The sequence below is a fragment of the Priestia sp. 40 genome (assembly GCF_049368575.1).
GTDB lineage: Bacteria > Bacillota > Bacilli > Bacillales > Bacillaceae_H > Priestia > Priestia zanthoxyli.
Genome location: NZ_JBMPZA010000026.1, coordinates 100,407 through 125,243 on the forward strand (window position 1 = coordinate 100,407; position 24,837 = coordinate 125,243).

A 24,837-nucleotide genomic window follows, 5' to 3' on the forward strand; every position below is an offset into this window, starting at 1 on the left:
TCTTGCATTTCAAACGCTCGAATAGCAAATACAATTCCAAGCGTAAACACAAGGAAAAAAAGCTGACGGTAATCAAAAAACGACAGTACGACAAAAATTAAGGTAAAAAACACCATAATCATTTCTAAAATTCGATAAGGCTGCTTTTGACATGCTAATAATAGTTTCATTTCTTGACCTACTTTCATCCCGTTTCTAATAGCGTTATTTTACTATTAATTTTAAATGAGATGTTAGTGTTTCGAGCACTGTTCACTGTTTTGTAACAAAAAAGCGTACGTTAGTTAAACGCACGCTTCTTTTTTATTCATTTACATTTGGATTCATTGGATTATCCATCCCTGTTTTATCTTGAATTTTTTTATAGATAAAATACGTGTAGACGGCAATTAAAATGGAGAATGCCCACGTAACGGCCTGACGGAATACAATCATGTTCCCGTACCCTTCTACTCCGTACTTTTGAATCAATACGTATTTTACGATTGCTAAAAATACATAGCGACCTGCGAACAGTACTGTAAGCCAGTTCATCATTTTGAATAAATCGGGCTGGTGGAAGAGTTTTAGAGAGTCTTCTCGCTTATAGCCCATTAAGTAAGCCGTATCTACAAAGAAGTACAAACCAATTGGCTTTTTTATCACAATGGTAAACAGAACAACTACAGCCAGTCCAATCATAAAGTATACTTGATTGTTTAACATCGTCGCTGCGTTCCCTGAAATTAAATCAATAATGGTACGTGCCAGCAGCGTAATGACAATAAACAATCCTGTTACGTTAAACTGGCGATCTTTAATAAATGTATAAATGGTATACACAAACGCTGGTGCTGTTGAAAGCAAAATGGCATAGTAATCACCAATAATGTCTTTTCCTTGATTCCATATTAGGTAAGGAATAGCGATATAAAAAAGTAAATCAAACCATACTCGTTTTGTATTGTTCATATATAACTCCTTTAAAAACGTTGTTCCTGCTATTATATGGGATACTACGCAAGAAAAAAAGGCTTTTACCTGGAATGTTATGAAATTTTAATCATTTATGTTTAGATCCAAAGCGACAGGGAAAACGATTTCTAGAAAGACTTCAAGAATTATAAACATCGAAACACTTGAGCAGCAATACATGTGCCACAAGTGAAAAATGCTGAAAGGATTGATTCATTATCGCACTTCACCTAACGTACACGTCAGAAATGGAAAAGGCCATGCAGCTTTCTCACGGCGTGGGGTATGCTGAATATAGCCGTAAACTAGACAAACGTCTACAGGTGGAAAAAGAACGGGAAAAAGATTATCAGGCTAGCAAAGATATACTTCGTGATATTAACCAGCATCGATAATAAAAAGCCGCTTGCTACTCTTGGTAGCAAGTGGCTTTTTATTTACAAATGAACCAAAATTATACATAATAAGGAAGTGCGTGTATCAAAGAAAGAAACTTACTTATTATGATGGAAAAATTACTGATTATTTGTGTATTTGTAGGAATTATTCACATGATTGAAACACTAGCCTACTCTGTGAGACTTGCGGGCTTGAAAACTGGAAAACTAGTCGTGGCCCTATCTCTTTTTAATATTATTGTCATCGTTTCAAGAACAGCTAATATGGTGCAAGCTCCGCTGACCGGCAAATTAGGAGATGCGGTCCAGTCTAAAGAAGATTTGCCCCTTCTACTTCATCAGCTTCAAACTATCTTGCTCGCGGCTTCTATCGGGACAATCGCAGGTGCTCTTTTAATTCCTAGCTTTGTATCGATCTTCTCCCGCATGATTTCACACTTAGAAGTAGCGGGATCTGTACCCAAAATGATGAAAAACATTGCTTCCATACATACGCTGGAAAAAGCAAAAAAACACGTGAAGCGTCCTAGGTGGATTATGCTGTCTCAGCTGCGAATAGGCGGAGTGCCCAAGCGGTTGCTTCTTTTGAATTTAATGGCTACGACCATTTATACAGTAGGTGTTCTTTCCACTCTTTATGCTTCTACGCTCGAGCCTACCCTTTCTAAATCAATTCTGATGTCTTCTGGTCTTATTAACGGACTAGCGATGATTACCCTTGCTGTGTTTGTAGATCCGCAAGTAGCCATTTTAACTGAAAAGGTAATGAAAGGTGAATCTACTAAGCAATCTATGAATAAAATGGTTGGTACACTCGTCATCTCTCGTTTATGCGGGACAGTATGTGCCCAGATTCTCTTAGTCCCCGCTGCTCTTTATATTGCGTGGATTTGCAAATTAATTCCTTAGAAAAAAGACTTCGTTTCAGAAGTCTTTTTATACATATTCTACTTTTTTGTATCTATAAACAGCAGCAATTAAAAGAAGAAAGCAGCTCACTAATGTAACAACTACGGTATTGGTGACACTTTGTGACCAGTGCAATTGTTCAAGTATACGACCGGCGTATTGTGACAGCGCTGCAGGACTCCACTTTAATTGATTCGTAAACAAAGTACTCAAAAATGAAAGTGACGCAATGATCAATATGCTTACTCCAGCAATTCCTCCGCTTTGTAAAAGAAAGGTTCCAGCTGCCACTAAAACGGACAGAATAAAAATCAGCCACAGACTGTATAAAAGAAAGCTAACTAGCATATGAGTCCAATCCACATGTGAAAATAAAAGATTTGTATAATACCACGCTGCTATATAGCTTATAAACGTTGAGCCAATGACCAGTACGATTTGCGCAGCCCATTTACTCATAATGTATTGAATGACGCTCACCGGTCTCATCATAACAAGTACAGCCGCATGATTTTGTCGTTCATTTGAAATCATATTCATGCTTGCTAGTACAATCAATAAGATTCCTATTGTGCTATATTGTGAAAGGACACCTTGCAATACTTCTTGACCGGTGGGCGTAGGAAGTTGAATAATGGCTCCTTTTGGTAAATTTCCTGCCATGTCAATGATTTGTGGCATATAATAATTCGTTAAAGGCTGTGTGATGCCTAGCAAAATTAGAGAGACAGGCAGCCAAATTCCTTTGCCGTTCGCAAATAATTCATGCAGTTCCTTTTTAAATAAGACTCCAAATGTGTTCATTTGTTCATCACCTCTAGATACACATCTTCGAGAGAATGCTGTTTTCGTTCAAATAAAACAAGATTTGCTTGTTGATCAACAAGCAGTTGAAGCAGTTGCTGCTGCTGAGATGTATCTTTTACACCTACAGTGGCTTTATATGGCGAATGAAACAACAGCTGTTCACTTGGCAGACTGCTAAGAGATGCAGGGAGCCTTTCTTCTGTTTCAATCGTAAAAGTAGGAGACGTAAACTCTTGGCGCAGCGAACTCTTTGTTCCATTCCATTTCATACGTCCGCTTTTAATCATGATAATGTTATCGCATATTTGTTCTGCATCATGCAAAATATGGGTTGAAAATAGAATGGATGTATCCTTCTTTAATGCTTCGATAATCATTAGGACATCTTTCCTGCCTTCAGGATCCAAAGCCGAAACGGGTTCATCTAAAATTAGCAGTTCAGGTTTATGCAACAAGGCTTGCGCTAAGCCCAAACGTTGTTTCATTCCTCCAGAAAAGCCAGCAATTTTCTGCTTTTCCTTTCCTTTTAAACCTACAGTTTCAAGTACTTCATCTATTCGTTGGGAAAGCACATTCTTTGAAATATTAGATAAAAGACCTAAAAAAGTTAAATACTGCTGAGGCGTCATCCAATTAAAAAACGTAGGATGCTGTGGCAGAAAGCCAACAAATGACCGTACGTCTTGATGTTGTTTATCTTCAAAAGAAATTTTCCCTTTATTAGGTGCCGTAAGACCTGCAATCATATGCAGAGTAGTTGTCTTACCTGCACCATTAGGCCCTAACAATGCTACACATTTTCCTTTATCGAGATTAAATGAAAGGTTATCTACAACGGTTATATTGCGGTACGTTTTTGTCAGTCCTTCTACTTGCATAAACATCTTCGTTCCACCTCACTGTTTTTTACGTCCTAAAACAAAATATAAAACGGGACCGACTGTACTTACACATAAAATGATGAGTCCCCATAACCATTTTGGTCCGTTTGTCTCTTCTTGCTTTATGCAGCTTATCAATGCTGGAATCATTAAAAATAATTGTAATAATAGAATTGGAGCAATTAACAACCAGTTAATTTCATTCATTTATTTACATCCCCCTTTTTTTTCGTGCTGGAAGCCAAATAATAAAAAACCAATAAAAAAGCGTTGGCATTGGAATTTGAATCAGTCCCCATATTCCCCAAAACCATGGATGGGCGCCGCGTTTTTTTGCATTGATAAAAAGGAGAAAGCTTTGAAGAAGAAGAAATGGCGAAATAAACAGAACCAAAATCCATTTTTCATTCATTATAAAAACATCTCCTTTTTCCGTCTATAGTGAAAGACGATAAAAGAAATAGGAGCAACAATGATCCCGATCACTTCAATGGCGATAAATAAGGCAGGTATTTGTAAAATAGCCGTTGCCATTACTGTTAAAATAACAAGTGCTGTTAATGTAAATAAGCATAATTCTTTCCGGAAAGCTTTTTTCTGCTTTTGTTTTTCAATAAGAAGTTGTTCTTTAATTACATGAAGAGAAATATGTTCATGACTTGCTAAACTCTCTAGCTGCTCCCAATCTTTTTTTAAAGAATGCAAGGGCTGATTGTCATTTTCTTCTCTCATTCTTTCCACTCCTTTCTCAGTATGTTTACTCCTTTATTTACTCTTGATTTGACCGTTCCTGCTCGCATATTCAGCATATGGGCAATCTCATCGTATGTGTATCCGTAATAATGTCGAAGCAAGACAGGAATTCGAAAGCGCGAATCGAGTTCATTAAAATCGGAAAACATCTCGCTCCATTCCACTCCTTTGTATTTAGCTTTCCACTGAAGCTGATGCGATAAAGACTGCTTTATTCGCTGAAGACTGCTTTTTTCACGTTTTTGCTTACGCAAATAATCCATGTACAGTCTTGAAGCAATGGATATCATCCAAGTCGAAAACTTTGCTTCATTTTTGTATGAAGAAAGATTCACGTAACACTTCATCATTGCTTCCTGACACAATTCACTGCATAAGTCCTCATCTAATGTCAGCTTTAAAAGGTATTTATATAAAAATGAATGATAGCGCTGAAATAATAATGAAAAGGCATCATCATCACCTTGTAATGCTTTTTGGACAAGGATGAAATCATCTTGTTCCAAAGCGGTCACCCCTCCTTTTTGTTTCATCACCTATATGACGCTTTAGCAATTGAAATCGTTCATTTTTTATATAAAAAAAACGCCCCGCAGGACGTTTTTATTTAGTACGAAGCATTTTTAATCCTTCTTCATCTTCTTCTAATGAATAGACTTCATCGTTTTTAGCGAATAAAACACCGTGGAAGATTTGAAGATCATCATCACAGGCCTCGCAAAATTCCTTTTCGCCTTCGTTCCAAAAGCTAAAGAGCGCTAGTTCATCACTTCGCACGCTTGCATATTTTTGATGAAATTCATAAATCATCATCGCGTAGTAGCGAAGCGCTTCTTCTTTTTTCAAATTCAATGGTTTCAATAATATCTTTTTCCCAGCCTTCTAAAAACAGCCAAGGTTCACAATCACTTTTTATTTTATGAACTCTCCATTTATCTGTCATGATTGAACATCTCCTTACTTACAGCTTACTTCTAAAAATTCTCTTTTCCTTATTATTCAGCAAAAATAACTTTGAATCAAGTAAAACGGAAAAAAACGCCTATTTTCAGGAAATAGACGCCAACAAGGTAGCTTAATTCGAACATCTTTTTTATATTAATAATAGCTCCTTAAACTATAAGGAACTAAACTGCCCGTATAGTACTGGGTAACAGGAGGGAAAACGCCGGCTGAAGGCGTAATTTTCCACCACCAAGATGGTTTTTTGCCCCACCAGTTATCCATCGCTCCATCAGGTGACACGACAAATCCAATCGGACGTGCAAAAGAAGGTATAAAATACGGATAAAACGAATACTGAAAAGGCGTGTAGAAAGAAGAGTAAAACATCTCTCCTTATCCGTTTCCGAAGCCGTTTTGATCAGAACCATCCGGATCGAGCGTATTTGTATTAGAAAGTCCTGAATTTGTATTTACACAAATTCCTGTATTTGAAGACCCTGAACCTTGTGCGGTTTTACTGTTACTTTTTGGAGAAACATAGTACGTGTCGCCAAACGTAACGACTCCTCCTGTAACGTTTGGAATCACTACATGATTAATAACAATCGGCATTATCCTCACCCTTTTTATTTTCATCGTGATGTAATATATGAACGATTTATCAAAAGGGTTATAAATTAATGGATATAAATAAAAAATCCCCCTGCAGAATGGGGTATTTTTACGCTTTTACCTCTTTTTTAGAATGACTTAATTCATCTCGCAGAATATCAAAATCTCGTTCTGCTACTTCTTCAATTTTTGTATACAATTCGTTCTCTGTTAAAAGTCCTTTTTCCTCAAGTATTTCGACAAGAGCCTTAAATTTTATTCTAGATAAAAGCATTTCGTTTACCGTGCTCTCTGTTGGCTGTTCATTTTTCACTTGTTCTTTTGTTTTAACAGATTCTTGCTGCAGCTTCACCCTGAAAACAATATTTGTATGCTCTGTAATTTCAGGTGACTGATAAAATGTGCTATGCGAAATGTTTTTTAGTGTTAGCGTTTCTTTTGTCTCCATATTTGTTACTTCAAAGTACGGATCCTCAAAAAATGCATCATATTTATCATAAGCTGCTTTGCCTACAACCGAAAAAGAAAAGTTTAGCCTTTTCAGCTTTTCACCTGTATTCGCATCAGTAATCATTTTTTCTTCAAACATATCAACGTGAAAATTTACGTTATTAATCATTAGTTGTGTCAATTCAATCGCCTCCTTCTTTATTAATACGACATGGAGTGACAAGTTCCCTGTTTTTTATATAAAAAAACATCTCCCAAAAATGGAGATGTTTTTCAAGGAGCTAGAAAAACGCTCTTTTTTCGACTTACAATTCTTCTTCGGCTTTGTCATGTTTACGTTCGTGCGCCGTATCTTCTTCGTTATCACGAATGGTTTTTTGAAGCACAAAAGCGGACATCGTTAAGTATAAAGTTCCAACAGCATAATAACCTTTAACCGGTAATGATGCATCTAAGGTATAAATTCCTATAAACATAGCTAATAGTGCTGTAATGAAAGCTGTCCATGCTAAAAATGTAAAAGCTGCTGTATTACGCTTTTTCATCGTATGACCTCCTCTTTTCCTTTTTCTGTTAAGCGTCGCTTTCATTTTACATTGTAAAATAATTGTTGTCATGGGTATTTATAGTCAGTTACCCTTTTAATCAGAACAAGAAACGGAAGAATTTAGGTCTTACATCCTATTTTTATCTCAGAGCTTTTTCGCGAAGTGATTGTATATAGAAATTCTATTTAAAAGTACGTTCATTCGTTCTCATTGAGAAGTAGAAGACATTGTTTGTAAAGTTCAGTTAATCATTTCTATTACAACAAAAAAATCATCGCCGAGACGATGATTTTTTGTTTAGCCTTCAAAGTATTCTTTATAAAAGCCGCCGACTTGGCCAGTGTTATCAACAACAAAATAAAATTCTTCTGTTTCGTTTTTTACATCATATGTTTTTCCTGCTGTTAAAACATTTTCAACCACGAATTTTTTTGCATCTGTATGTATGCATTTTACTTGTTTAATTGTTGGACGATCGTTCCATTCTAAATGAATCATGTATGTACACTCCTTTGTTTTCATTCAAGATTCATTTTATCTTACTTGAAGTAAAAAAGAAACGGAGCGAATTTAAAAATTAAAAAATTCGCTCATGCACTTTTTTTTTGGCAACTGTTGCTTGTACAAACTGTGCCGTTTGTGCAACAATTGTGTCTTTATCAAAATCCATCGACGCAACATGGTAAGAGTTTCGAAGCATGTGCTGTCTTTTTTCTGCTGATTGAATATGGTTTAAGATATAAGCTGAATTCTCAGGCGGTACTACGTTATCAACGGTTGATGTTAGTACTAAAGCCGGGCACGTTACATAAGATAAGCGTTCTTTTGTTTCGTCCATTAAAGAAAGCAGCTCACGCATAGAGCGCACTGGTACTTTGTCGTACGTAATTTCATGTACGTTTGGATCTTTAATATCAGGATGCTCTTCTTTTAAATAACGAGGCGTATGACGAGAGCGGTAAGGCTCCATTGAAGGAATGGACGTCATAGCCGGATTGATTGCAATAACTCCGTCAAGATCTAATCCTTGGCTTGCTGTATGAAAGGTGAGAGTGCCTCCCATGGACTGACCCAAGATAAATACATGACGGCATTCTTGCTCCAAACGCTGATACCCATTTAAAAAGTCTTGCTTCCATTCCTCGTACGTTGTTTGTTCAATATCATAGTAGTGAGTACCATGTCCCGTTAGTCGCAAACCGTACACAGTAAAACCTTTTTCAGCTAATTCTTTTCCGATATATTCCATACTTTGAGGAGTCCCCATAAATCCGTGAGAAACAAGTATACCAATGTCGTTGCCTTTATAATAAAAAGATTCTGCGCCTTGAATTACGTCATAACGTTCCATTTTCTTCACCCTTTATCACAAATTTTCTGACTAAATGAACTATCTTTATAATACACCTATAATTCCTATAAGTCAACTGGGGTATTTATTTTTTTACGATTCAAAAAGAACGAAGCAAGAATTATCTCTTGCTTCGTTCTTTTTGAATATGTGGAAATACTAGCTCAGCAAACGTATACGCTTCTTCCAGATGAGGGTAGCCTGATAAAATAAACGTATCAATTCCCAGCTCTTTGTATTCTTTTAAACGATCCGCTACAATTTCAGGACTTCCAACAAGAGCGGTTCCAGCTCCTTCTCGTGCTAAGCCAATTCCAGCCCATAGATTCGGAGCAATCTCCAGCGCACCTCGATCTTTTGTGCCGCTGTGCAAACTTGACTGTGTTTTTTGGGCAGTGGAGTCAAATGAGGCAAACTTATCTTGAAACGCTTTGATCGTATCATCATTAACATGTTTAATTAATTTATCTGCAGATTCCCACGCTTCGTCTTCCGATTCCCTTACAATAACGTGGAGGCGAATACCAAAGCGAATGTCCCTACCTTCGTTTGCAGCTTTTTCTTTCATCTCATCAATTTTTGTTTTAATCACTTCGGGCGGCTCTCCCCATAACAAATATACATCTGCATGCTTTGCTCCTACTTCTTTTCCTGCTGGAGAAGATCCACCAAAGTACAGCGGAGGATACGGTTTTTGGACAGGAGGAGATGGAATGTACGCGCCTGTTACATCAACATGTTCTCCTTTATAATCCACTTTGTTTCCTTCCATTACATCTCGCCAAATCGTTAAAAATTCATCTGTTAACTCATAGCGTTTATCATGACTTAAATAGTTACCGTACGTTGCTTGCTCCACAGGATCTCCTCCCGTCACAATGTTCAACATAAGTCGGCCGTTTGACATTTGATCGAATGTCGAAGCCATCCGTGCTGAAAGTGTTGGAGACATGACACCCGGGCGAAGTGCAATTAAAAACTTCAGTCGGTTCGTAACGGAAGCAAGTGCCGATGCAATCACCCATGAATCTTCACAATTTGAACCAGTAGGCAACAAAGCGCCGTCATATCCTAGATAATCCAGCCCGTGTGCGATTTGCTTTAAGTAGTGAATGTCACTTGTTCTGCTTCCTTCGGTTGTGCCTAGATAATGTCCGTCGCCTGCTGTAGGGAAAAACCATAAGATGTTCATTTCCATTTCCTCCTAAATATTCTCGTATTCTATATAAAGCGTTTTCATATTGTTTGTTCAATTCTTGTCCGCTAATTACAGAGATGCATTTTTATATTAGCGTATGTAATACAACTCTTTTTATTTATTAAATTAGTAAAATCATAATACCTCTTTAACCTATATGTCAAGTATGAATTGAGATAAAAAAACAAGAATTAAAAGTAATTCTTGTTCGCTTTATTTCCTCATACGTGAAGCCATCGCATTAGCAAGGGTTGATTTTGTTGATATGTTTTCAAACGATAAACCTAAATGAGAAGCGGTAATCGCGATTTCAGGACGTACCCCAGAGATCGTTGATTCTACGCCTATTAATTTTAATGCATCAATCAGCTGGAAAATCTGATGAGCAACCATCGTATCAACAATAACCACTCCTGAAATATCAATATAAAGGTGATTCACTTGCTGTTCAGCGCAGCGAGTTAGCGTATTTTCTAAAATTCGGCGCGCTCTTGCTGTGTCGATATCCCCAACAAGCGGAAGAATCGCAATATGATCGCTCAATGGAATAACTGGCGAACTCAGCTCATTAATCAGCTCCTTGTGTGCTTCAAGCAACCGCCTTGAATGCTGATGGTGCTCTTCAACAAATTTATAAACGGTGATATCAAACACGCGTACAATCAATTCGTTCCATTCGTCTAGTTCTTCTTGCGTAATATCTTGGTCATACTCTTTTACAAATTGATTTAAATACGTTAAATACTGTTTTCTAACTCGGAAAAATTCTCGAATAATATAATGAATAGGCGTTCTTACATGCTCTCCGTCTTCCGCAATCTTTAAAATCCACGTTTCAAATGAATCAAAAAATTCTTTTTCACTTTTTATAAATACATCGGCTATGTATAAATGAAATTCATTATTTTGACCTTTTAATACTGAAATGACTTCCGGATGAGTAGATGCATAAACCGATTCTGGGTCATTGTCTTCAATGCTTTCATACCATTCTTCCGTCAGTTGATCTGCATGTTTTAAGAAAAACATTCGAAGTGCTTCATTTTTATTCAAAACGATTCCCCTTTCCATACCAGCTACTACTATCATTATAATTCAACTTTTTCCCCCTTACTAGTTTTATAAAAAGAGAAGAAAGAAAATTTTTAAAAAAATACGTGTAGTTTATGATTTTATGCTACATTGAAAATGGCTATAAAAACACGAAGGAGTTTTCAAATGATACGAACGTTAGCTCTTACGAACGATGACAAAATTGTGAAACATATACAATTAGATCAGATTCACGACCCTTCTATTCAGTACTATTGGATTGACTTTAACTGCCCTTCTGAAGAAGAAGCGCTGCTGCTTCAATCATCCTTCCACTTTCATCCGTTAGCGATTGAAGATTGCTTTCATTTTCTGCAGCGTCCAAAACTCGATTATTATGAAGGATACAGTTTTTTTGTCCTTCATTCGTTAAATCGTCAAACGTTAGAAGCTGAAGAAGTTGACCTTTTTATCGGCGAAAATTATATGGTTACTTTTCATTTTCACCCGTCAGCTGCAATTGATAAAGTATGGGAAAAGCTGCTTCATACACCTTCGATTCAAGAAAAAGGGATAAGCTATCTTGCGTATTCTGTGATGGATAAAGTGGTAGATGAATATTTCCCCACTGTATATCAGATTGAAGATGAGCTGAATGATATAGAAAACATAGATGCAAAGAAATCCATTTCTGTTTTAATGGAAGATGTATTCAAACTTCGAAGTGATTTGCTAAAAATCAGAAGGACCATTTTGCCTATGCGCGATTTATTGTACCGTGTTATAAATTCTGAACGCCTAGATGTTCATCCTGAACAAAAAAGGTATTTTAAAGATGTCTATGACCACTTATTAAAATTAGCCGATATGATTGAATCAAATCGGGAAATGACGTCTGATATGCGCGATAATTATCTTTCTCTTAATTCAAACCGGATGAATTCAATCATGATGACACTGACTGTTATTTCATCTATCTTTATTCCTCTTACCTTTATTGTTGGCGTATACGGAATGAATTTTGAAAATATGCCTGAGCTAAAGTGGCACTATGGCTATTTCTTTGTGCTTGGCTTCATGGGACTGATAACGCTTGGATTAATTTTATGGTTCAAGCGAAAAGGCTGGTTTAATACTGATAAAGAGTAGAGACATTGAATCAATCCCACTTAAAGATAAATGAGATAGCATGAATCGCTTGAGACACCGCTGTTGGTTTCCGCGCAAGACTTCGCTTTCTGCGGGCGGCGTGAGCCTCCTCGTCGCTTACACTCCTGCGGGGCCTCACCTGTTCAGCTTTTCCTGCAGGAGTCTTCGCCTTCCCCTCCAATCAACCGCTAGAAATCCTACATACATGAAGCCTACGTTCATCCTACCAATGAAAAAATTCGAAAGGTTTCGATTCCTATCAAGAATATGGATTCATTGTTCGGATCTTCCTTCAACGAAAATATGTTTGTCTCAACCGCCTTTCTATGTGATGATAACTAGTTATTTCCCGAAAATATCCATAAAATAACGTGCTTACGTTTCCCTTTTCTAAAAAATTTCATAAGATAGTGAAAATAATGCTCAGAAAGGAGGCTGACGTAGTGGATACTAAAGGCGAACACTTGCTAATGGATGCGTTCGAATGCGATGAAGTGATATTAAACGACCCCTCACTTTTAAGGAGAATTCTTGTTGAAGCTGCACTAGATGCAGAGATGGAAGTTTTGCACTGTTACTTTCACCAGTTTACGCCCCAAGGCATTACAGGCATTCTCGTATTAGCTACCTCTCACTTGTCTATTCATACGTGGCCGGAGGAAAACTACGCTTCATTAGATTTTTATACGTGCGGAGACAAAGAAATAATTGAAATTGGTTATGCCTTGCTGAAGCAATTAGCTTCAAAAAAAGCTGTTGTGTATTCGATTTCTCGCGGAATTCAACACGCCGAAACTCCAACAAAAAATCGTCAGCATGCTGAAAGCACCCGTCTTCTCAATGGTGGAGATGACTCAGATCACGTTAGTCTACAGCAGATCTTATCAGGCCAGCATGACATTTTGTTTCATCAGAAAAACAGTATTCAAGATATTCAGCTGATTAAAGCATCTGATATTCGAATGTATTTGGATGAACAGCTGCAATTTAGCTCATTGGATGAACATGCGTATCATGAAGCTCTTGTACACCCTATATTTGCAGCTTCCTTAAGTCCTCGCCGCATTCTTATTCTAGGCGGAGGAGATGGTTTAGCTTTGCGAGAAGTTCTTAAATATAAAGAAGTTAAAGAAATAGACCTTGTGGAAATAGATGCTGACGTGGTAAATGCTGCGATGAATGTAGAAGAATTAAAGAAGTTAAATCAACGCTCATTCGAAGATTCTCGTGTCACCGTTCATATTCAAGATGCTGTTGACTACCTCTCTTTGAATTCAGCGTGTTATGATATTATCATTATCGACTTTCCTGATCCTACTAACAAAAACATAAGTGCTCTTTATACAAAAGAATTTTACGCACTTCTCCAACGTTCACTATCGCGCAGCGGCTTGGTCGTGTGTCAGTCAAATTCTCCTAGAGACACACCTATCGTTTTTTGGAGCATTAATAAGACGATGAAAGCTTCTCAGTTTTATACGTTGAGCTACCACACCATTATTCCCTCTTTCGGAGATTGGGGTTTTCACATCGGCTCGAAAACACCTTTGTCTGCCCCGGTACTCTCTACTGATGTTTCATCTACTACGCTGCCATCAGACTTTACTAAGCTAATGCGTTTTTCTCCCCATTCGCTTTCTAAAAAACAGTTTGCAGTTGTGAACTCTGCTGAGCACTTGGTTCTGCATAAAATATTTAAAAAAGAAGGCTTATATTTGTAAAAAAGAAAGCTTGGCTTATACATTCCTTTTCTTTTGACATACTAAAACAGTCTCGTCACCACTGTGCAACAGAAAGGATTGTTATGAGAAAAATTTCGGTTTTTGTTATCTTAGTACTAACTGTTATTTTCCCTTCCCCCGCTTTTAGCCAAGTGAAAGTGCCTGTCCTGATTTACCATTCTATTGATGCCTACACAGGCCACGGGGAAAAAGAACTGTATGTGACGCCTGAAAATTTTGAGAAACAGCTTCTTTATCTTAAAAAGCAAGGATATACGCCGCTAACATTTGAAAAATGGCAGGAACTAAAGCGTGTGAAAAAACCTATATTTATTACATTTGACGATGGATATAAAAATAATCTTACTATCTTGCCTATTTTCCAAAGAGCAGCCAGCCCTCGATTTCATCCAGCGGCTACAATTTTTGTGATTTCAGACTTTATCGGCCGTCCCAACCGTTTGTCGCCAGCCGATTTAAAAAAATTTGTTGATTCAGGATTTTTTTCTATTCAGTCTCATACCGCTACTCATCCGGATTTAACTAAGACGAAAAATTTATCCTATGAGCTAGCTGATTCAAAACGAAAAATTGAAGCCATTACGAGCAGGCCAGTTATTGCTGTTGCTTACCCCTATGGAAAGGTCAATAGCCGCGTAGTCGACGAAACAAAAAAGAATTATACATTTGGTCTTTCAACGATTCCAAATTTTTTTACTGAAAGCGGACAAAAGAATGAAAACTATCTTATTCCTCGTCTGTACGTCACGTATTCTACAACGATTGAAGATTTTGCTAAGCTATTAAAAGAAAGCTAAAAACCCTTTCCTTAAAAGGAAAGGGTTTTTAGAATTTTGTTATTTCTAGCCCTCGCTCTTGCTGCCATTCAGCATAAAAAACTTCGCCGTATTCCTTTATTTTTTTGATTGCCAGCTGTTTTTTTAACCACTTTTCATCTACGTTAGCTTCTTTTAAATTGCCAGGCACTACTTTTCCATCCATAATTAAAGCAATGGGTAAATTGGTTTGAGAATAAGGGATGTTTAAATCATTTTTCGTCGGAGGGCCGAATTCATGTTTAGGAGCGACGCTCACCTCTCCATTCGTTTCTAAAATGACGTATTCTGCTTCATACAGTGAAAAATACCCTTGCTGTCTCATTAGATGCTGAAGTTGATTCAAATCCAAGTTGTTTTTCTTAAGCTCTTTATAAAGGATTTTCCCTTTATAAATAATCATTGAAGGCTTGCCTTCAAGAATTCCCCTAAATCCTGTAAAGGTTTGAGATAGCTTTGTCACTGCGTAAATCAGAAGCCCCCAAATCAAAATGCTATAAAGAATTTCAGTTAATTCTACTCCTTTTTCGAGAGCTGCATCCCCCACAATATTTCCCAGAACAAGCGTTGTAATAAAGTCAAACGGAGTAATTTGAGCAAACTGTGTCTTACCTAAAAGCTTCAGCATAATAAATAACGCTAAAAATCCACATATCAGTTCAATCGCAATATCTTTATACATTGATACCCTTCCTCTATAGCAAGCATGTTATAGTATCAGTTTGTATCATATGTGAGAGTGATAAACCTGACTTTTGATTTTTCTTCGTTCTCCAGTTATAGAACTTTTGATTAAGCTTTTTTCTTACTTGCATAGGTTTCTAACGTTGCATATTGATTAAAAATGGATGCGGCTGCTTTTTTCCCTACATATCTAAGGTGCCATGGTTCGTATTTATAGCCGGTAACCTGCTCTTCACCTTCAGGATATCGAATAATGAATCCGTATTGATACGCATTTTTTGAAAGCCAATGAGCTTCTGGTGTATCAGCGAAGCAGTCTGCTGCAGCACACATTCCGCTTCCTCCCGTGACATCGATTGCTAGTCCCGTTTCGTGTTCACTTGTTCCAGGATAGGCGCTATAGGTTAGTGCTTGTTCTTCACCGTCTCGCTTTGCATAAAATGCAAAAAGCTCTTTTTGACGCTCGTGAGATCGATAACCGGATACACCAAGTAAGCTGATTCCCTCTTTTTCAGCATCTCGGAAAAGTTCTTCAAGTGCTTGGGCTGCAGGCTTTCTAAGCATTCTTTTTTCTATTTTTTCGCTAAAGATAAATGGAACGTCAGCATAGACCAAATCAGAAGGCTGATAGGAGTCAGGAAGCTGATGCTTTTTATTGACTAAAGCCGTAAACGATTCTGGATTCGCTATGACCACTGTTTCGTCTACGTTAGGTTTCGTTAAAGGTGAAGAAGCTGGTGAGCTTTCTATTTTTTGAGCCTGTCCATGTTTTGTAAATTCTCTGGCGGTATTTGATGAAGAATTGTTTGTTCCGCATCCCGCTATCATCAGCGTAAAAGCTAAAGAACAAATAACTAAAAAGTATTTCATGATGTCTTACTCCTTTCAAACGGCTTTTGATGCGCTACAAAAGCCTATAAAGAAAGGATAAAATATAAATGTTTCTGTCTGTTATTCAGTTGTTTCAAACTTGTAAACACTCTAAAAAAAATTAAGGTGTGAAAAAATATAAATAGACTGCCTAAGCCTAAGCAGTCTATTTCAAAAAGATAATATACGTATGAACTTGATTTTGCGTAAAGCTCGATGCAACTAGTTTATTTCCTGATTGACTCCAAGCAAGCTGATCAGCAGCATAGTCTAAATTTACGTTTAAGTGTGTAACATCTCCTGTTAATCCATCTGCTATGAATATCCCTTTATCTCCTTTTTTTTCAGAAATAAAGTTATAAGCTAATTTCGAACCGTCGGGAGACCAGCTTACGCCAAAAATTTGAGTGGACAGAGCAAGCTGAAAGGCTTCTGATCCTTTTAAATCTGTGATAGACAACGTTCTCGTTTGGGCATCTTTTTGCTGAACGAGCGCTAATTGTTTTCCGTTTGGAGACGGGATAATAGAAACCACATTATCTCGGATTTTTTCAGGGTCCGTCTGTTCGTTATGAAGAAAAAACAGCTGGTTGTTTACACCAATATAATAAATGCCACCTATTCCTTTAACTGCATCTAAGATTCGATCGTCTCTGTGCAACAGAGGTTCTGCTTCTCCTTTTACATTTGCTTTAGAAAGCTTTCCTTCCATTGTAATAAACATTACTTCTGAATTATTAAGCCACTCTCCGCTTGATGGATAGAGAAGAACATTCTTTATTTTAACTGTTTTTTTTGTTTGAAGGTTCATCATATAACCAAATGTATCTTCGCCTTTTGCTACTTTATAAAAAAGATATTCACCGTTCGGAGAAAGCTTCGCCGCATGTTGAATTTCATTGCTTGGATGCAACACAAAAGTAGACTTGTTTTTAAGATTATAAGTAGCTAAATTCTGTGCATATACCTCTTTGGGACCGAAATCGTGCGAACGAAATTGTTTATTTTCTTTACTAACAATCATTGTGTTTTCGTTTGAAAATTGAAACGCCCTTACGCCGTTAATATCCTGAACGTCTTTCACTTCTATTTTTTCATCTTTATCTACTTGGTCCAATACAGTAATTTTCTTGTCGGGTTTTTCAACGGTTTCTCTATGGCTTTCTTCTTGTCCGCATGATGTTAAAATAAGAAAAGTACTTGCTATACATATCATTAATCTATACCGTTTCAATAACGGTTCACTCCTTTTAGCTAACTCATTTCTCTGTTTTCAAAGGAAACGACACTTTGAAAATCGTCCATTTAGAATCAGAATGATGCAGCTTGATAACGCCTTTTTGCTTTTCAGTTAAGTCTTTGGCTAATGCTAAGCCAAGGCCTGTACCTCCGGATAAACGCGACCGATCTTTATTTACGGTGAAAAATGGTTGAAATAATTTCTCTTCTGCTTCGGATGGAATCCCTATTCCGGTGTTAGCTACATCCACAATAATAGAATTCTCTAAAGTGTAAGACGTTACTTCCACTTTTCCGCCTGGTTCATTATATTTAATAGCATTGTCAATTAAATTGATAAAAATGTGTATTAAGCTTTCACGATCAGCCCAAACAACTGCTTCTTTTATATTTGTATGAAGAGTCAAATCAAATTTAGCTGCTTTTCCTTTCATACGATCGCATATGTCTTCTATAAGCCGCTTCAATTCAACTTTCTCTGGCCGCTGCTCGAAATCATATTTCTCAAGCGCTGAAAGTTTTAAGATTTTATCTACCATTTCATGAAGGCGATTCGTTTCTTTACGAATATTTTGCACGCCGTCTTCCATAAGCTGAGGATCATCTCGATACATATCAAGTAAGTCAACATAAGCTTTGATCGATGTTAAAGGCGTCTTAAATTCGTGGCTGATGTTACCGATAAACTGCTTTTGCTGCTGTTCAAGAGACTGCAGTTTCGAAATAGCGAACTCAAGCTTTCTTTTTTCTTCATTCATTTGATCGATATTTTTTTCAATCGACGTACTCATAAAAAACAAGCCCTGACTGAGCTCCCCGAGTTCATCGCGCCGTTTGAACGGCAGGTCGGTTAAATAACGACCTTTTCGAATCTGCTGTGAAGTTTTTTGAAGGCTAGCAATAAGCGAAGCGATACGGTAAAAATAAGCGTAGCCAATTAAAAAAGCTGCTGCTGCTGCAATCGTTCCCCAAGTACGAAATAGGTGCCTAATGTCAGCTATAAACTGCTGATTATTTTTTAGGGAATGGTCAAAACGAATGGCGCCGATAAATTGATTATCGATTGACACAGGTGCAAAGTAAATAAGGGAAGAACCCGAGATTTGATAAGCTATTTTTCCTTTCAAAGCATAGCTAAGCGTGTCAGAAACATCCACATCTTTTTGGCCGATGGGAATAGAGCTTCCTGCTTCCTGTCCTTTTTGATTATATAGGACTGTTTGCATTCCGCTTTGTGATGCAATCGAAGAGGCAAGACGCTGTCCTTTTTGCTGAAGAAAAGAATCTGTATTCAAAGACGTGTCACCGGTTACATAACTTTGACGAATCGTCTGCTCGGCTGCTTTGCTTTTTTGAATAAGTTCACTTTCTAGCTGATCACGCTGATTTGTCTCAATTCCTTTTAACACAAGTACGCTCAGTACTGTTACTGTTAAAATAATTAAAAAAGCAAGAACGAGCCCCATCTTAGCTTTTAGGCTGATTTTCATTCATTGATCCCTGCTGTCGCTTTATATCCAACCCCATATACCGTTTGAAGCAAATAAGGCTCTGCTTCTCCTACTTTTTTTCGAAGGCGCTGCATGTGAATGTCTACCGTACGTGTACCGCCTGCATAATCCATCCCCCAGACAAGATCTAGTAAATCTTCTCGTGTGTATACTCTCTCTAAATTGGCAAGTAATAAAGCAATAAGATCAAACTCCTTTGGTGTAAGCTTAACTAACTCATTGGCAACATGTAACGTGCGCTGAATTAAGTTCACCTTCACTTTTCCCACCGTGATTTCTCCCACAGCTTCAGGAGCTTCATTTTTTTCCATTCGCCGAACAAGTGCTTTAGCTCTAGCTACAAGTTCTCTTACATCAAACGGCTTGGTCATGTAATCATCAGCGCCTAACTCTAAACCTAGAACTTTATCGACTATATCATTTTTAACCGTTAACAAGATAATCCCCATTCCTCTTCGATTCTCAAGTTTTCGGCATACTTCATAGCCGGTTAATTTCGGCATCATCACATCTAATATCATCACGTCAGGTCGAAAGCTTTTTACTTTTTCAAGTGCTTCTTCACCGTCAGATGCTGTGTCTACAATATATCCTTCGCGCTTGAAAGCATAAGATACCGCTGTAGCAATACTTTTTTCATCATCAACTACTAAAATCCTTTTATTCAATGTATCACGTACTTTCATTTGATATTTCTCTTCGTCTATCTTATCAAACAGCTTTAGCAAAAACATCTCCAAGTTGTTTCGAAATTGTAAACAAAAATAAATAGATTGAGACATAACAAAATCAATTCAATCTAAAGACGAACAAACGGGGTCAATGAGCTTGACTGCTCGCTACACCGCGGTTGATTTCGGTGCAAGGCTTCGCTTTCCGCGGGCGGCCGCTGAGCCTCCTCGTCGCTTGCGCTCCTGCGGGGTCTCACCTATTCCGCTTTTCCCGCAGGAGTCTGCGCCTTGTACTCCAATCAACCGCTAGAGTAAACTAAATAGATGAAATCTACGTTTACCATGACTATAAAAAAATGCGAATAAAGTTGATTTTCCTTGAAAAATCTCGATTCATCGATCCAATTTTCTTTCAGCTAAAATCATGTTGTCTTAGCTTTTTATTAGCGTTATTATTCATTTGTAAAAGGCAGGATTTTATGAGTATTCAAATATTGATGAAGTAGATCTATACGCTGCTCGCTGCTAATAAAACCAATGTATCCATCCGGTCTAATAACGTATAGAGCATCTTTTTGAAGCCCTGCTTTCTTTAAGTAAGGGTTCCAAGAAAACTCGTGCAAGGAGAAGTCTTTTTCTTGCATGCTCTTTTTTAGCTTCTCTGCTGCTGTTCCATAGACATGTATTTGCCAGTTTATAGACTGTAAATATTCAAAATTCCCTTCTACATAAGGTAACCGATCACCACTTTGCACATTTGTTCCTTTCCCGCTGCTTAGGTCACTACTTCGATACTCAATGCGAATTTGAGATAAAATCGTAAATGCTTTGTGACGAGGATAAGGGAAACGAAATAAAAAGGATAGTACAGGCGGAAAGATATGTTTTCTGAAAAATTGACTCGTTTTATCTCGTGCCACCATTCGCTTAAAAGCGCGATCAGTTGTATTTACAAGCAGCTCTGCAAAAGGCAACCTTTCTTCTTCGTATGTATCTAATATGGAAAGTGCCGCTTTGCGTTGAAGGACAGCTGCTAATTTCCATGAAAGGTTGAGTGCATCTCCAATTCCTGTGTTCATTCCTTGTCCGCCTGCAGGACTATGAATATGGGCCGCATCTCCACTTAGAAAAATACGTCCCTGTCGGAAACGACTTGCTACTCTGTGATGGATATGATATGTCGAGAACCAATTTATACCCTCAACCTGGGCACCAAATGTTCGTTGAATAAAAGCGTGAATGTTTTCAGCTTTTACATCGTTTTGATCCTCAAAAGCTGAAGGAATAATGCCGATCATTCGATACGTTCCTTTACTTCTAACAGGCATACAAATCAAAAATTCTTCATTACTAAATGAAATACTGATTTTTTGATCCTTCATCACTTCACCAGAGCCGTGAACATCCATCACATAAAAATGCTGTTTATATTTTTCTCCTTTAAATTCTATCTTCAGTTGTTTACGAACTGTACTGTGTGCTCCGTCACATCCACAAATATATTTAAAATAAGCGGTTTCCTCTTGCTGGGCTTTTAATAAAGTTTTTACCCCTTCTCCGTGTTCAGCTAGAGATAGTAATTCCGTCTTCCATTCTACTTCAATCCCGAGATTTTTTAATTTTCCAAGCAGAAACTGCTCATGGTCGTCCTGTGGAAATGTAAGAATAAAAGGAAAAGGACTTAATCCTTCTCCTAAAGATCCTAGATGAACTTTTGCTTTTATTTTATTCTTTACTCGGACGTATACATCTTCCATCTTAATCCCGCGGTCTATGACTTCATCTGCAAAACCGAACTGCTGATAAAATTCAAGCGTTCGCGGTAAAATAGCCATTGCCCGGGAGGCTTGCCCAGGCCCGTCGCTTTTATCAATAATTCGAAAAGGAATGCTATGTCTGGCTAAATTGTAGGCCATAACGAGGCCAGTAGGGCCGGCCCCAACGATTAAGATTTGTGGATTCATCATCATCTCTCCTTTTCATTCAGTCACAGTATTTTTTATATTGAGCGAGACTCCTCTTTTTTCACAGAAGATGCAGGTAAAGCAGAAGCAAACAGAGCACACAAACTTATTAAAGAGATAAGAGTTAGAGCAGATACAGAAGAATTCCATGTCAGATGTCTTCCAAAGAAAAATAATTCTCTTACGCCATCTACCATAAATCTCATTGGCAGCCATGGATAAATCCACTCTCTATAAAAATCAGGCATAATTTCTGGGGCCATTGAAAGCAAAGGTGCGCCAAAAAATAGAATAATAACGAAAATTGGAAGTCCCTTTAGTCCTAGCCATGAAAGTACGGCTGATATCAAGGTGAAAAAGCTGAAGTAAGCAATAGCTAAGAATAGTGCCGTATCCAAAAATGAAGGAACACTTATTCCAACTACTTCAGCAAGCCATGCTAGCCCGAAACCAGCAGCTAAAGCAAGTATAGCCCCGATGACTATGAACCCTACTTGGTTAACGAGTTTCTCTTTACGAGAAGAAAACGTGATTTTTTGGATGCTGAGGAAGACAATTGCGGCACCGGCTATACTCGCCATCCACAGCGGCTGAAATAATGAAACGGGGGCATTTCCGTTGACACTATGAGTCCCTGTTTCGTTTACGTTTATCACTGTCTTTTGAATTGGTGCAGCGAGTGCTAATGCTTGGCTTGCACTTAGTTGCGTTCCGTTTTGTTCAAATCTTTTCACTAGCTGCAAGCGCATATTTTCATTCATCTTATCAACTGCTCCGTTTAGCACCTGACTTGCTAGTGTTGAAGCAGCTGTATTCATTCCTTGATTCACTAATAATCTAATAGCAGGTGCATCAGGCTGAGCCGTCTGAAGAGTCGCCTGTTTTTTGGTGAAATCTTTTGGAATGATAAGCGCCCCGTAGTATTTTTGATCATTTAACCCTTTTTCAACTTCTTTAGTAGTTGAGACAAAAATCCATTTAACTAAAGATTGTTCAGTACTTGCCCGCTTCATATTTTGTTCCATTTGATTTCCTATATTTACATTACCCTTTGTTGGAACTGTCATTCCTTCGTCAGCATTTACGAATGCAATTGGTAAATTCTTAGGTGCTGAGTTTGCCGAAGGAATTAAGGTTAGAATAAAGATAAAAATAACAGCTACTACTATAATTGGTGAAAAATATATAAGCCTTTGATTACCTACTTTCATATAGATCTCCCCTTTATGTTTTAAGGATATACACGTTAACGAAAAGATAATGTACATGATGTTGATTAGTGATCACTATGTAAATTATAATGAATTTACCTGTATTCTCAATATGCAATAATAGCGGGAATGTCGATTACTTAACACAAAGCATATAACTGTTCATTATTAAAGAAAAAAGTAGGTGTTTAAAAGCTGTGGGGAATTCAAAAACAGATCGCAGAATTATTCGAACGAAAAGATTTATCCGAGATGCTTTGACAGAATTAATGGAGGAGAAAGGGTTTGAAGGCGTCACGGTCAGGGATTTGACGAGAAAAGCGGATATTAATCGCGGAACTTTTTATTTACACTACCAAGACAAATACGATTTGCTTGAAAAAAGCGAAAATGAAGTCATTCAAGAGATAAAAGAATTTATCAAAAAAGCAAATCCAAATGAGATTGTGTCTGCTAATTTGAAAGAACAGCCTTTACCGTTTATTATTGCACTTTTTGAATATATTCAAGAAAATGCGCGTTTTATGCAGGTTATGCTTGGTCCAAAAGGAAATCCTGGATTTTATCTTAAAATTAAAGAGGTCATGAAAACCAATATGCTAGAAAAATTAGAGCTCATGGATAATAAAATGCCTCCGCTTGTTCCACTTGAACATTTAATGTCTTATGTAACGTCAGCGCACCTTGGAGTCATTCAGCACTGGCTAGAACAAGATATGAAGCAGTCACCGCGAGAAATGGCTCTGACACTCGCTAGCATAACTTTCTTGGGTCCTGCTTATGTTGCAGGCATTAAGCGAACATAAAAGAACCTGCTATTCTCTCAAAGAATAGCAGGTTCTTTTTATTAACCTTCTAGTAATAAAGATTCTGGATCTTCTAATAGTTCTTTAACAGTAGCTAGGAAGCTTACGGCTTCTTTCCCGTCAACGATACGGTGATCGTAAGAAAGTGCAATGTACATCATCGGACGATTTTCGATACGCTCTTCATCAATTGCTACCGGACGAAGCTGAACTTTATGCATTCCTAAGATACCAACTTGAGGTCCGTTTAAAATTGGTGTAGACATTAATGAACCGAAGACGCCGCCGTTTGTAATTGTGAACGTTCCACCTTGTAAATCTTTTAATGCTAATTTGTTGTCGCGCGCTTTTTTCGCTAAATCAACGATAGATCCTTCGATACCAGCGAATGTTTTACGGTCAGCATCACGTACAACTGGAACAACAAGACCGTCTGGAGCTGACACAGCAATACCGATATCATAGAATTTTTTAATTAATAACTCGTTGCCTTGAATTTCAGCATTTAATAATGGATACTTTTTAAGTGCTGCTACTACTGCTTTTGTAAAGAATGACATAAAGCCAAGTCTTACGTCGTGCTGTTCAAAGAATTTGTCTTTGCGTCGTTTGCGAAGAGCCATAACAGCCGTCATGTCTACTTCGTTAAACGTTGTCAGCATAGCCGCTGTTTGCTGAACTTCAACAAGACGTTTGGCAATTGTTTGACGACGACGTGACATACGCTCGCGTTCAACAGGTTTGTCGCTATTTTCACTTGCCGCTGGAGACGGAGATACCGGGTTAGCTGGCTTACTTGCTTGTGCCTGCTGCTTTTGCTCATTTGATTTTTGGTCTGCATACGAATCAATATCATGTTTGCGCACACGGCCAAGAGGATCAGTAGTTGGCACTTGATCTAGCTTAATCCCACGTTCTCTTGCTGCTTTGCGCGCTGCAGGAGAAGCAATTAGCCATTGTTTTTGATTTCCTTGCTGAGGCGCTTCAGCTGCTGGCGCTACTTCTTCAACAGTTTTTTGCTGAGCTGGAGCCGCTTCTTGCTTTGGTGCTTCCTCTGCTGGTTTTTCTTCAGCTTTTGGTGCTGCTGGTGCTGAAGCTCCTTCTTTCGCTTCAAGACGTGCAATTGTTTCACCAACTTGCACTGTGTCGCCTTCGCCAGCAAGAAGTTCCGTTAACACACCAGAGTCTTCAGCTGTAATTTCAACGTTAACTTTATCTGTTTCAAGTTCAACGATATAATCGCCTTTTTCAACGAAATCTCCTACTTGTTTTAGCCACTGTGCAACTGTTCCTTCAGAAATTGATTCTGCTAATTCCGGTACTTTAATCTCTCCCAT

The 24,837-nt window shown here is 37.9% G+C and carries 30 protein-coding genes and 1 pseudogene; 6 read left to right on the plus strand and 25 right to left on the minus strand.

Annotation, left to right across the window (positions count from 1 at the left end; all coding sequences use genetic code 11):
• Window positions 1-303: 303 nt before the first annotated feature.
• The gene (locus ACO1DI_RS26685) at window positions 304-951 is read right to left on the minus strand and encodes a VC0807 family protein (protein WP_013057564.1); all 648 of its coding nucleotides are present in this window, start codon (window positions 949-951) and stop codon (window positions 304-306) included.
• 251 nt (window positions 952-1,202) lie between these two features.
• Here ACO1DI_RS26685 and ACO1DI_RS26690 point away from each other — a divergent pair, with 251 nt between their 5' ends.
• Both ACO1DI_RS26690 and ACO1DI_RS26695 read left to right on the plus strand, forming a co-directional pair.
• A complete protein-coding gene (locus ACO1DI_RS26690; protein ID WP_014459567.1) occupies window positions 1,203-1,349 on the plus strand; it encodes a hypothetical protein in 147 nt (48 codons plus the stop codon).
• 108 nt (window positions 1,350-1,457) lie between these two features.
• Window positions 1,458-2,261 carry a lipid II flippase Amj family protein gene (locus tag ACO1DI_RS26695; RefSeq protein WP_014459566.1) on the plus strand — a complete coding sequence of 268 codons (804 nt, stop codon included), beginning with the start codon at window positions 1,458-1,460 and terminating at the stop codon, window positions 2,259-2,261.
• A gap of 27 nt (window positions 2,262-2,288) precedes the next feature.
• Here the strand turns inward: ACO1DI_RS26695 and ACO1DI_RS26700 are convergent, their stop codons facing one another.
• The 15 genes and pseudogenes from ACO1DI_RS26700 to ACO1DI_RS26770 form a co-directional block, all read right to left on the minus strand.
• Window positions 2,289-3,065 (minus strand): ABC transporter permease, encoded by a 777-nt coding sequence (locus ACO1DI_RS26700; protein WP_014459565.1) that lies wholly within the window; start codon window positions 3,063-3,065, stop codon window positions 2,289-2,291.
• Window positions 3,062-3,952 (minus strand): ABC transporter ATP-binding protein, encoded by an 891-nt coding sequence (locus ACO1DI_RS26705; RefSeq protein ID WP_140451446.1) that lies wholly within the window; start codon window positions 3,950-3,952, stop codon window positions 3,062-3,064. The genes ACO1DI_RS26700 and ACO1DI_RS26705 overlap by 4 nt, the downstream gene beginning before the upstream one ends.
• 12 nt (window positions 3,953-3,964) lie before the next feature.
• Window positions 3,965-4,156: a PLD nuclease N-terminal domain-containing protein gene (locus tag ACO1DI_RS26710; protein ID WP_014459563.1), complete on the minus strand. Its 192-nt coding sequence runs from the start codon at window positions 4,154-4,156 to the stop codon at window positions 3,965-3,967.
• A gap of 4 nt (window positions 4,157-4,160) precedes the next feature.
• Window positions 4,161-4,361: a hypothetical protein gene (locus ACO1DI_RS26715; protein ID WP_014459562.1), complete on the minus strand. Its 201-nt coding sequence runs from the start codon at window positions 4,359-4,361 to the stop codon at window positions 4,161-4,163.
• The gene (locus tag ACO1DI_RS26720) at window positions 4,361-4,681 is read right to left on the minus strand and encodes a YxlC family protein (protein ID WP_014459561.1); all 321 of its coding nucleotides are present in this window, start codon (window positions 4,679-4,681) and stop codon (window positions 4,361-4,363) included. The genes ACO1DI_RS26715 and ACO1DI_RS26720 overlap by 1 nt, the downstream gene beginning before the upstream one ends.
• On the minus strand, window positions 4,678-5,208 hold the full coding sequence (sigY, locus tag ACO1DI_RS26725) for an RNA polymerase sigma factor SigY (RefSeq protein WP_013057572.1): 531 nt from the start codon (window positions 5,206-5,208) through the stop codon (window positions 4,678-4,680). Before sigY ends, ACO1DI_RS26720 begins: the two co-directional genes overlap by 4 nt.
• 97 nt (window positions 5,209-5,305) lie before the next feature.
• A pseudogene (locus tag ACO1DI_RS26730) lies at window positions 5,306-5,645 on the minus strand (DUF1033 family protein).
• A gap of 155 nt (window positions 5,646-5,800) precedes the next feature.
• A complete protein-coding gene (locus ACO1DI_RS26735; protein ID WP_423145761.1) occupies window positions 5,801-6,034 on the minus strand; it encodes a hypothetical protein in 234 nt (77 codons plus the stop codon).
• A gap of 6 nt (window positions 6,035-6,040) precedes the next feature.
• A complete protein-coding gene (locus ACO1DI_RS26740) occupies window positions 6,041-6,259 on the minus strand; it encodes a spore germination protein (protein WP_013083687.1) in 219 nt (72 codons plus the stop codon).
• 109 nt (window positions 6,260-6,368) lie between these two features.
• A complete protein-coding gene (locus ACO1DI_RS26745; protein WP_014459559.1) occupies window positions 6,369-6,890 on the minus strand; it encodes a hypothetical protein in 522 nt (173 codons plus the stop codon).
• 124 nt (window positions 6,891-7,014) lie between these two features.
• Window positions 7,015-7,254: a YiaA/YiaB family inner membrane protein gene (locus ACO1DI_RS26750; RefSeq protein WP_042992069.1), complete on the minus strand. Its 240-nt coding sequence runs from the start codon at window positions 7,252-7,254 to the stop codon at window positions 7,015-7,017.
• A 300-nt stretch (window positions 7,255-7,554) separates the two neighbouring features.
• Window positions 7,555-7,755 (minus strand): DUF6501 family protein, encoded by a 201-nt coding sequence (locus tag ACO1DI_RS26755; protein WP_013057578.1) that lies wholly within the window; start codon window positions 7,753-7,755, stop codon window positions 7,555-7,557.
• Window positions 7,756-7,834: 79 nt separating this feature from the next.
• Window positions 7,835-8,608, minus strand: coding sequence for an alpha/beta hydrolase (locus ACO1DI_RS26760; RefSeq protein WP_014459557.1), 774 nt, complete (start codon window positions 8,606-8,608; stop codon window positions 7,835-7,837).
• A gap of 121 nt (window positions 8,609-8,729) precedes the next feature.
• Window positions 8,730-9,800 (minus strand): FMNH2-dependent alkanesulfonate monooxygenase, encoded by a 1,071-nt coding sequence (gene ssuD / locus ACO1DI_RS26765; RefSeq protein WP_371905743.1) that lies wholly within the window; start codon window positions 9,798-9,800, stop codon window positions 8,730-8,732.
• Between the two features lie 219 nt (window positions 9,801-10,019).
• Complete coding sequence (locus tag ACO1DI_RS26770; protein ID WP_042992486.1) at window positions 10,020-10,877, minus strand: STAS domain-containing protein; 858 nt, start codon at window positions 10,875-10,877, stop codon at window positions 10,020-10,022.
• Window positions 10,878-11,024: 147 nt separating this feature from the next.
• Between ACO1DI_RS26770 and corA the strand changes: the two genes are divergently transcribed.
• From corA to ACO1DI_RS26785, 3 genes are all read left to right on the plus strand, one after another.
• A complete protein-coding gene (gene corA, locus ACO1DI_RS26775) occupies window positions 11,025-11,987 on the plus strand; it encodes a magnesium/cobalt transporter CorA (RefSeq protein WP_014459553.1) in 963 nt (320 codons plus the stop codon).
• A gap of 443 nt (window positions 11,988-12,430) precedes the next feature.
• Complete coding sequence (locus ACO1DI_RS26780) at window positions 12,431-13,708, plus strand: polyamine aminopropyltransferase (RefSeq protein ID WP_014459551.1); 1,278 nt, start codon at window positions 12,431-12,433, stop codon at window positions 13,706-13,708.
• 83 nt (window positions 13,709-13,791) lie between these two features.
• Window positions 13,792-14,526: a polysaccharide deacetylase family protein gene (locus tag ACO1DI_RS26785; RefSeq protein ID WP_423145762.1), complete on the plus strand. Its 735-nt coding sequence runs from the start codon at window positions 13,792-13,794 to the stop codon at window positions 14,524-14,526.
• 28 nt (window positions 14,527-14,554) lie between these two features.
• On the opposite strand, the gene ACO1DI_RS26790 is transcribed toward ACO1DI_RS26785, so the two are convergent.
• From ACO1DI_RS26790 to ACO1DI_RS26825, 8 genes are all read right to left on the minus strand, one after another.
• Complete coding sequence (locus tag ACO1DI_RS26790; RefSeq protein WP_014459549.1) at window positions 14,555-15,226, minus strand: DUF421 domain-containing protein; 672 nt, start codon at window positions 15,224-15,226, stop codon at window positions 14,555-14,557.
• A 110-nt stretch (window positions 15,227-15,336) separates the two neighbouring features.
• A complete protein-coding gene (locus ACO1DI_RS26795; protein WP_014459548.1) occupies window positions 15,337-16,098 on the minus strand; it encodes a M15 family metallopeptidase in 762 nt (253 codons plus the stop codon).
• Window positions 16,099-16,264: 166 nt separating this feature from the next.
• The gene (locus ACO1DI_RS26800; RefSeq protein ID WP_014459547.1) at window positions 16,265-17,332 is read right to left on the minus strand and encodes a TolB family protein; all 1,068 of its coding nucleotides are present in this window, start codon (window positions 17,330-17,332) and stop codon (window positions 16,265-16,267) included.
• A 25-nt stretch (window positions 17,333-17,357) separates the two neighbouring features.
• Window positions 17,358-18,827, minus strand: coding sequence for a sensor histidine kinase (locus ACO1DI_RS26805; protein ID WP_014459546.1), 1,470 nt, complete (start codon window positions 18,825-18,827; stop codon window positions 17,358-17,360).
• Window positions 18,824-19,516: a response regulator transcription factor gene (locus ACO1DI_RS26810; RefSeq protein WP_025751271.1), complete on the minus strand. Its 693-nt coding sequence runs from the start codon at window positions 19,514-19,516 to the stop codon at window positions 18,824-18,826. The genes ACO1DI_RS26805 and ACO1DI_RS26810 overlap by 4 nt, the downstream gene beginning before the upstream one ends.
• 171 nt (window positions 19,517-19,687) lie before the next feature.
• Window positions 19,688-19,822 (minus strand): hypothetical protein, encoded by a 135-nt coding sequence (locus ACO1DI_RS26815; protein WP_258232115.1) that lies wholly within the window; start codon window positions 19,820-19,822, stop codon window positions 19,688-19,690.
• 149 nt (window positions 19,823-19,971) lie between these two features.
• A complete protein-coding gene (locus ACO1DI_RS26820; RefSeq protein ID WP_226701348.1) occupies window positions 19,972-21,483 on the minus strand; it encodes an FAD-dependent monooxygenase in 1,512 nt (503 codons plus the stop codon).
• Between the two features lie 35 nt (window positions 21,484-21,518).
• A complete protein-coding gene (locus ACO1DI_RS26825) occupies window positions 21,519-22,694 on the minus strand; it encodes an ABC transporter permease (RefSeq protein ID WP_014459544.1) in 1,176 nt (391 codons plus the stop codon).
• A gap of 197 nt (window positions 22,695-22,891) precedes the next feature.
• Between ACO1DI_RS26825 and ACO1DI_RS26830 the strand changes: the two genes are divergently transcribed.
• Window positions 22,892-23,500, plus strand: a complete 609-nt coding sequence (locus tag ACO1DI_RS26830; RefSeq protein ID WP_042992068.1) for a TetR/AcrR family transcriptional regulator — start codon at window positions 22,892-22,894, stop codon at window positions 23,498-23,500.
• Between the two features lie 41 nt (window positions 23,501-23,541).
• Here the strand turns inward: ACO1DI_RS26830 and odhB are convergent, their stop codons facing one another.
• Window positions 23,542-24,837 carry a 2-oxoglutarate dehydrogenase complex dihydrolipoyllysine-residue succinyltransferase gene (gene odhB / locus ACO1DI_RS26835; RefSeq protein WP_014459542.1) on the minus strand — a complete coding sequence of 432 codons (1,296 nt, stop codon included), beginning with the start codon at window positions 24,835-24,837 and terminating at the stop codon, window positions 23,542-23,544.

Excerpts from the sequence above, each read along its gene's own strand:
- ACO1DI_RS26685 (WP_013057564.1), bottom strand. The coding sequence starts at position 951 with ATGAACAATACAAAACGAGTATGGTTTGATTTACTTTTTTATATCGCT.
- ACO1DI_RS26690 (WP_014459567.1), top strand. The coding sequence starts at position 1,203 with ATGGAAAAGGCCATGCAGCTTTCTCACGGCGTGGGGTATGCTGAATAT.
- ACO1DI_RS26695 (WP_014459566.1), top strand. The coding sequence starts at position 1,458 with ATGATGGAAAAATTACTGATTATTTGTGTATTTGTAGGAATTATTCAC.
- ACO1DI_RS26700 (WP_014459565.1), bottom strand. The coding sequence starts at position 3,065 with ATGAACACATTTGGAGTCTTATTTAAAAAGGAACTGCATGAATTATTT.
- ACO1DI_RS26705 (WP_140451446.1), bottom strand. The coding sequence starts at position 3,952 with ATGTTTATGCAAGTAGAAGGACTGACAAAAACGTACCGCAATATAACC.
- ACO1DI_RS26710 (WP_014459563.1), bottom strand. The coding sequence starts at position 4,156 with ATGAATGAAATTAACTGGTTGTTAATTGCTCCAATTCTATTATTACAA.
- ACO1DI_RS26715 (WP_014459562.1), bottom strand. The coding sequence starts at position 4,361 with ATGAATGAAAAATGGATTTTGGTTCTGTTTATTTCGCCATTTCTTCTT.
- ACO1DI_RS26720 (WP_014459561.1), bottom strand. The coding sequence starts at position 4,681 with ATGAGAGAAGAAAATGACAATCAGCCCTTGCATTCTTTAAAAAAAGAT.
- ACO1DI_RS26735 (WP_423145761.1), bottom strand. The coding sequence starts at position 6,034 with ATGTTTTACTCTTCTTTCTACACGCCTTTTCAGTATTCGTTTTATCCG.
- ACO1DI_RS26740 (WP_013083687.1), bottom strand. The coding sequence starts at position 6,259 with ATGCCGATTGTTATTAATCATGTAGTGATTCCAAACGTTACAGGAGGA.
- ACO1DI_RS26750 (WP_042992069.1), bottom strand. The coding sequence starts at position 7,254 with ATGAAAAAGCGTAATACAGCAGCTTTTACATTTTTAGCATGGACAGCT.
- ACO1DI_RS26755 (WP_013057578.1), bottom strand. The coding sequence starts at position 7,755 with ATGATTCATTTAGAATGGAACGATCGTCCAACAATTAAACAAGTAAAA.
- ACO1DI_RS26760 (WP_014459557.1), bottom strand. The coding sequence starts at position 8,608 with ATGGAACGTTATGACGTAATTCAAGGCGCAGAATCTTTTTATTATAAA.
- ssuD (WP_371905743.1), bottom strand. The coding sequence starts at position 9,800 with ATGAACATCTTATGGTTTTTCCCTACAGCAGGCGACGGACATTATCTA.
- ACO1DI_RS26770 (WP_042992486.1), bottom strand. The coding sequence starts at position 10,877 with ATGGAAAGGGGAATCGTTTTGAATAAAAATGAAGCACTTCGAATGTTT.
- corA (WP_014459553.1), top strand. The coding sequence starts at position 11,025 with ATGATACGAACGTTAGCTCTTACGAACGATGACAAAATTGTGAAACAT.
- ACO1DI_RS26785 (WP_423145762.1), top strand. The coding sequence starts at position 13,792 with ATGAGAAAAATTTCGGTTTTTGTTATCTTAGTACTAACTGTTATTTTC.
- ACO1DI_RS26790 (WP_014459549.1), bottom strand. The coding sequence starts at position 15,226 with ATGTATAAAGATATTGCGATTGAACTGATATGTGGATTTTTAGCGTTA.
- ACO1DI_RS26795 (WP_014459548.1), bottom strand. The coding sequence starts at position 16,098 with ATGAAATACTTTTTAGTTATTTGTTCTTTAGCTTTTACGCTGATGATA.
- ACO1DI_RS26805 (WP_014459546.1), bottom strand. The coding sequence starts at position 18,827 with ATGAAAATCAGCCTAAAAGCTAAGATGGGGCTCGTTCTTGCTTTTTTA.
- ACO1DI_RS26820 (WP_226701348.1), bottom strand. The coding sequence starts at position 21,483 with ATGAATCCACAAATCTTAATCGTTGGGGCCGGCCCTACTGGCCTCGTT.
- ACO1DI_RS26825 (WP_014459544.1), bottom strand. The coding sequence starts at position 22,694 with ATGAAAGTAGGTAATCAAAGGCTTATATATTTTTCACCAATTATAGTA.
- odhB (WP_014459542.1), bottom strand. The coding sequence starts at position 24,837 with ATGGGAGAGATTAAAGTACCGGAATTAGCAGAATCAATTTCTGAAGGA.